5 protein-coding genes are annotated in these 6,255 nt (G+C 69.2%); 2 read left to right on the top strand and 3 right to left on the bottom strand.

The annotated features are described in order from the left end of the window. Nucleotides 1-156 precede the first annotated feature (156 nt). Nucleotides 157-285: a hypothetical protein gene (locus ACZ6J5_RS35650; protein ID WP_469398103.1), complete on the bottom strand. Its 129-nt coding sequence runs from the start codon at nt 283-285 to the stop codon at nt 157-159. 85 nt (nt 286-370) lie between these two features. Further along, nucleotides 371-886, bottom strand: a complete 516-nt coding sequence (locus ACZ6J5_RS35645) for a hypothetical protein (RefSeq protein ID WP_469398108.1) — start codon at nt 884-886, stop codon at nt 371-373. Between the two features lie 393 nt (nt 887-1,279). Here ACZ6J5_RS35645 and ACZ6J5_RS35640 point away from each other — a divergent pair, with 393 nt between their 5' ends. Together ACZ6J5_RS35640 and ACZ6J5_RS35635 are read left to right on the top strand one after the other, a co-directional pair. Beyond that, nucleotides 1,280-4,591: an ALF repeat-containing protein gene (locus tag ACZ6J5_RS35640; RefSeq protein ID WP_469398102.1), complete on the top strand. Its 3,312-nt coding sequence runs from the start codon at nt 1,280-1,282 to the stop codon at nt 4,589-4,591. Nucleotides 4,592-4,648: 57 nt separating this feature from the next. After that, entirely contained in the window at nt 4,649-5,041 is a 393-nt protein-coding gene (locus ACZ6J5_RS35635) for a hypothetical protein (RefSeq protein ID WP_469398101.1), read from the top strand. Nucleotides 5,042-5,098: 57 nt separating this feature from the next. On the opposite strand, the gene ACZ6J5_RS35630 is transcribed toward ACZ6J5_RS35635, so the two are convergent. Beyond that, nucleotides 5,099-6,226, bottom strand: coding sequence for a sensor histidine kinase (locus tag ACZ6J5_RS35630; RefSeq protein ID WP_469398100.1), 1,128 nt, complete (start codon nt 6,224-6,226; stop codon nt 5,099-5,101). Nucleotides 6,227-6,255 lie beyond the last annotated feature (29 nt).

The raw sequence follows: 6,255 nt of genomic DNA, 5'->3' as shown, positions 1-6,255 counted from the left end.
TGCGGGTACGAGAGGGATTCGTCAAAGCGGCTCCTGCGAGGAACGGTTCAGGAATGGGTGGGCTGCACAGGTTGTCCAGGCCTGGCGTGTGATCAGGAGGTCAGGCCGAGGGCGCTACTGAGTTGCCGTCGGCGAAGCGGCCCTTGTGGTCAGCAACTACTGCCGGCCGACCAGCACCCCGGAGCGGGCCCACTGGGTTTCGCCGACCTGGATCCATGTAGTGGCGGCATAGGGGGCGTCGGTGGCCTTCTCGCCGCCGGCCGTGCGGACGGAGGCGGAGGGCATGGCGAAATCGTCCTTCAACGAAATGGGGACAGCGGCCTGGTGAAGGAGAGAACGTGCGCCTGAGCCTGTGTGTGGCCCGTGCGGCCTACTTGCTGGTGCGGATTTCGACGAGGGTGTGATCACGGTCCTCGGGGTCAGTGGTCTCCCCGATGCCCTGCCATTCGTTCTTGCCTACGTCGTAGGACTTGGTCTTGCCGTCGACGGTCATGTCGATGTGAGCCTTGTGGTCGGTGGTCTGCACTCCGGTGACGGCGGGGACTTCCAGGCTGAGATAGCCCGTGTCGCCGATGGTGCGGAAGCAGAAGTCGCCCAAGTCGCCCCTGTCGCGGCCGATGAACCTCATCAGCTTCGGGTCGCTGTCGCATTCGGCGAGGACGATATGCCCGTCGCCGCGCTTGAGTTTGAGGTTCTTCTCCTCGAGGATCTTCGCCGCGTCCGGGTAGTCGAAGGTCTCCACCGCCGAGGGCATCACCGCATCGGCAGTCTTGCCGGAACCATTGGGCCCGGCGTTTTCACCGGGGCCGGCCGCGACGGCTATCCCTGTGGCCAGCAGGCTGCAACTCGCCACGGCCAGAATCAGCCACCGCCACCGCATGCGCATCACGAAGAGTCCCTCTCTGGGGTTGTTGGGAATTCAGGAAAGGAACGGCGCCGGCCAGGCGGAGGTGTAGAGCGATGCTTGGCTGTGGCAGCGTCAATTTCTAGAAGTAGCACAGGTGTTGGCAGTCACCTTGTGAGCTCACTGTGATCAAGATCAATCTGTGCTGGCCTGCCCGTTACGTCGGCTGCCCCCACGGGACTATTGGCCCTGTGGTAAAGCTGCACGTCAGGACGGAACCTGGGCACTATTTTCCACTCAGGATGACCGCGGCGCGGGTCTTTGGTCCTTGATTTGCCTGAGACCTAGGTGTGATGGGGTTTCGATGTCGATCTTCAGGCTGATCCGCCTGAGGCTCCCTCCCAGTCCATCTCTCTGAGGATGGTGCACCCCATCATGAAATGGTCCAAGTGGCCCCGCCGTACGTTGTTGTCCGGTGTGCGGGCCAAGAGCGCGGCGGTGGTCGCGCTCGGTATGTCGATGTTGGTGTTCGGAACCACCGTGGCGCAGGCACTGCCCGCCACTCCAGCCGGCGAGCCGTTGCCGCCCAACAGCCGCGCGCAGGCGGTGGACGAATGGCTCGCGGGCGGGAAGGGGGTGAAGCGCGAAGCCGCCAAGGCCCTCCTGGGTGATGACGAGGATCTGCGGAAGTTCTTCACCAGCGGCCTGCACAAGGCGAGCGTGGAAGACGCTCGGGTCGCCATCCTGAAAACTCTGCCCCTGGCCGACAAGGGCGTCCTAGCCGCGGCGAACAAGGCTCTGTCCGGCACCGACCAGGACGTGCTGGACTTCGTGAAGTCCGGCTTCGAGAAGCCGCTGCAGGACGACCGCCGGGTGGCGGTGCTGCGCGCGATGAACGGCGCCGGGCGCGCGGTCAACCGCGAAGGCCAGAAAGCCCTGAACGACGGCAGCGCGAAGGCGCTGGACGACTTCCTCGACAAGGGCCTTGCCAAGGCCACGTTCGAGGACAACCGGGTCACCGTCCTCAGGTTGATGAACTCCGCCGGCCCTGCGATGAAGGAAGCCGGGAAGCGGGCCATGAACGGCAGCCCGCAGGACCTGCAGGAGTTCATCGACTCCGGCCAGTACCTGGCGCAGGCCCGCGATCAGGAGCTGATGACCGTCAGCCAGCTCGCGCAGGTCGCTATGGATGCGAGTATGCGGGCCAAGACGGAGACGGAGGCGGCAGAGGCGGCCGCTGACCGAGCCGACAAGGCCGCCGCCCTGGCCAAGCAGGCTGCCCAGAAGGCCGCCAAGGAGACCGAGGCCGCCGAGGGAGACGCCGGCAAGGCCGGTGCCGCAGCCGACCGCGCTGCTGCCGCTGCCGAGGGTGCGGCCGCCGCTGCCCGCACGGCGGTGTCCGCCTCCAACACCGCCGTGACCGCGGCCCGTACCGCGGCCACAGCCGCGTCGAACGCGGCGGCCGCTTCGGCTGCTGCGGGGCGGGCCGCCGCGGCGGCGTACCGGTCGGCGAACGCGGCGATCGCAGACCGCGGCAAGGCGGGGGACGCGCGCAAGGCCGCCCAGGCCGCACGTGATGCCGCCGCCGGCGCCAAGGACGCCGCAGAGGCCGCCTCCCACGCCGCTGACGCCAGCGACGCCGCAGGCAACTCCGCCTCCGCGGCGGCCCGCGCGGGGCAGAACGCCGCCGCGGCAGCCGACGCGGCCGCCACTGCCGGCGAGCAGTCCGGCGTCGCCGCCTCCGAGGCCAGGCGCGCTCGCGAGGCCGCGGCCACCGCCCGGGCCGCCGCCTCCCAGGCCACCCGTGCGGCCGGCCGCGCCCAGAGCCTGGCCTCTCAGGCAGCCACTGCGGCCCGTCAGGCACGGACCTTCGCCAACTCGGCGGCCGAGCACGCGGAAGCGGCCGCTCAGGCCGCCGACGATGCGGCAGAGCACGCCGGGGAGGCCGACAGGGAGGCCAAGAAGGCCACCGCCCACGCCAAGGCCGCCCTCAAGGCAGCCGAGGATGCGGCCAAGGCGACCCAGCAGGCTGAGAACGTCGACAAGACGGCCCGGGACGCTGAGCGGTACCAGCTCGAACAGGACGAGGCCACCGCCATCGAGCAGGCCAAACTCCTCAAGGACATGCCGCAGGCCGCGCTGCCTGACACCGAGGTCCGCACCCAGTACCAGCAGCTGGACGCCGATACCAAAAAGCTCCTGGCGGACGCGGCCGAAGCGGCCAAGAGCGACGGAGCCAAGGGCGCGGAGATCGCCCGCAAGGCCGCTCTCAACCTGCTGGAAGCCAAGGCGTCGTGGACACTCCACGCGGCCAAGGACGCCCTGTCCGGCGACGACACCGACGCGTTGAACTGGCTGAAGACCAAGCGCGAGGCGGCTGCCCTGGAGGACGACCGCGAAACCGCGGTCGTCCTGTCCACCGTGGGCAACGAGAAGGCCGCCCAGGCTGCCGAGCAGGCCCTGGCCTCCACCCCCGAAGCGGTCGAGAAGTTCCTCACCCACGACGCCTACGAGGCGCAGAAGGACGACTACCGCATCCAGACCCTCCGTGCGAAGGAGGGAGCGGGTAAGGGCGTCGTCGAGGCCGCCGCCAAGGCCCTCGACGACGGCTCCGCCAAGGCCCTGCAACAGTTCCTCGTCGTTACCTACCCCAAGGTGCGCGCCGACGACAACAAGGTCGAAACGCTGCGGATCATGGAAAGGGGCGGACCGAACGTGAAGTCGGCCGCCCGAGTCGCGCTGGCCGGGCCCGACTGGATGCGCGAGGCATTCGTCACCCGCGTCCAGTACAAGGCCGCCGCCGCCGACCAGGCCACCAACGCCCACGTCGAAGCGGTCCGTACCCAGATCAGCGTCGCCGCCAAGGCCACCGCCCAGGCGTACGAGGACGCCAGCACGGCCCTCGAAGCCGCCGAACGCGCCCGCGGCGCAGCCGCTGAAGCGGCCAAGGCCGCAGAGAACGCCCGCAAGTCCGCCCAGGAGGCGGCGGGACACGCACAGCGCGCCAAGAACAGCGCTGACGCGGCCGACAAGTCCGCCGCCCAGGCCGCCGAATCAGCGAAGCAGGCCAAGAACGCCGCCGCCACCGCGAACAAGGCAGCCCGGCAGGCGACCTACTCGGCCAACAAGGCCACCGCTTCCGCCCAGCAGGCCGCCAGCCACGCCGCCAGCGCCGCATCATCCGCGGCGACCGCCCGACAGGCAGCCATCGACGCCGGCAAGGACGCCACCGCCGCACGCCAGGCCGCCGACGAGGCACACAGCATCGCGGTCGAGAAGCGCCAACAGGAACAACGGGCCGCCGCCGAAGCTGCCCGCAAGCAGGCCGAGGAGGACGCCAAAAACAACTACAAACCTCAGGACGACCCCAAGAACGACAAGGTCAACGAGCCCGACAAAGGTGGTAGTTCCGGGAAGGAGACCGCCAAGGACTGGGCCGACGAACTCGACAACTTGAGCGCATGGGTCGGAGTGTTCGCAGCGGTTTCCGTTTTCGTTCCGGTACCGGGAGTTACCCTCGGCCTTTCCGCAATTTCCTGGGGACTTAGTATCGGAAGTACAGTTGCCACCGGGATCGGTCATGGCTGGCAGAGCCAGGAGTTCCGCGAATCCGTGGGGGGCCTCGCCATGGGCGTCGCCACCGGAGCCACCGGTTCCCTGGGAGCGGCCATCGTCAGGAACGGGAAGAAGGCAGTCGAAGCCGCGTGGGGCGTCATCCCGTCCCTCATCACCTGGTTCTCTGGTTAGATCGCACGCATCTGGCTGCGGGGCGGTTTGCCCCGCAGCCAGGCAGGAGGAATGTTCATGGACACATGGTTCATCCCGCTGGCCGTATGGTGGCCGCTCGCCATTATCGGCACCCTCACTTTTCTGCTGACCTTCATCCCGATCATGCCAACACGGCAGCAACAGCGGAATATCTGCTTCTCCCCGGTCCTCGGCGCTGGAGCAGCAGTGGCCTGGGGACTGTTCAACGACAAGTCCCTGGACGTCCTGCTCCCCATGTACACGGGTGCTGTGTTTGGGCTCCCCGCAGGGGTCATCGGTCATCGGGCCACGATGAAGGCCAAGCTGCTCGACCAGGAGGAGAACGGCCCCAGCCCGCAGAACGCCATCTCCTACGTCGTCACGGCGCAATGCTTCGCGGCACTCATCGTCATCGGAATACCGCTGATGATCTACATCGGCCAATTCTAGAATCCGAGACCGTCCGCGCTCTGCCGGTGACGTCGGCGTTCGCTTTCTGCACGGAGCCTAGTCGGGGGCCGGGGCCGGGTCCGCCGGGAGTTCCGCTGTCACGCGGAAGCCGCCGCGTGGGCCCGGGCCCGATTCCAGGGTGCCGCCCGCTGCGGCCACCCGCTCGCGCAGGCCCTTCAGGCCGCTGCCCGGGGTGCCTTCGGCCGGGCCGCGCCCGTCGTCCGTGACGGTCAGGCGGACCCGCTCCCCGCCGCCCGCCACGTCGATCTCGCAGCGGCGCGCCCCGCTGTGCCGGACCGCGTTGGTCACCGACTCGCGGACCACCCAGCTCAGCAGCGCCTCCGCCGTCGGCTCCAGCGGCGGGCCCGAGCGGCGCACCACCGCTTCGACCCCGGCGGCGGCGAGGACGTCCCGGGCGCGGTCCAGCTCCGCCGCCAGGGTGGTCTCCCGGTAGCCGGTGACCGCCTCGCGGATCTCGGTCAGGGCCTGCCGACCCACCGACTCGATGTCCGCGATCTGCGTCAGCGCCGCGTCCAGGTCGCGCGGCGCCAGCCGCCGGGCCGCCTCCGACTTGACCACGATCACCGACAGGGTGTGTCCCAGCAGGTCGTGCAGGTCGCGGGAGAACCGCAGCCGCTCCTTCTCGACGGCCGCGCGGGCCAGTCGCTCGCGGGTGGCGCGCAGCTCCTTCACCGTCTCGGAGAGGGTGAGCACGGCCGCCGTCACCATGGCCGAGATGAACGTCCCGTACGCCACGTTGATCGCGCCCCACCCGTCCCGGAACCCGGCCACCGTGCCCGCCACCACGCAGAGCGGGAAGACGGTCCGGGCCAGCATCCGGCCCCGGACCACCGAGCCCACGGCCAGGCCGAGCAGCGGGAAGAAGAGCAGGTAGGGCCCGCCGTAGGCGAGGGCGAGGGCCAGGGTGACCGCCGTGATCGCGCCCAGCAGCCACCAGGTCGCGGGCGCCTCCCGCTTCGCGCGGTCGAAGGCGCGGAAGACGACGGAGATGTAGAGGCTGTTGAAGGCCAGGAGGCCGAAGGCGCCGACCCAGGGGTTGGGGGTCTCGCCCTGGAGGAGGTTCGAGACCGCGCCCATGCCCATCAGCAGCCACGGCAGCATGGCGAAGCCGTTGGGCGGGCCCATGCTCTCCGGGGCCCGGTCGTCGTCGCGTCGCTTCCGCATGATCGTCCAGCCTTTCCTTGGTTCGCGTC

Source organism: Streptomyces sp. NPDC042100, assembly GCF_055582325.1.
The sequence above is the reverse complement of the archived record's forward strand: the minus strand, read 5'-3'. Positions and strand labels throughout refer to the sequence as shown.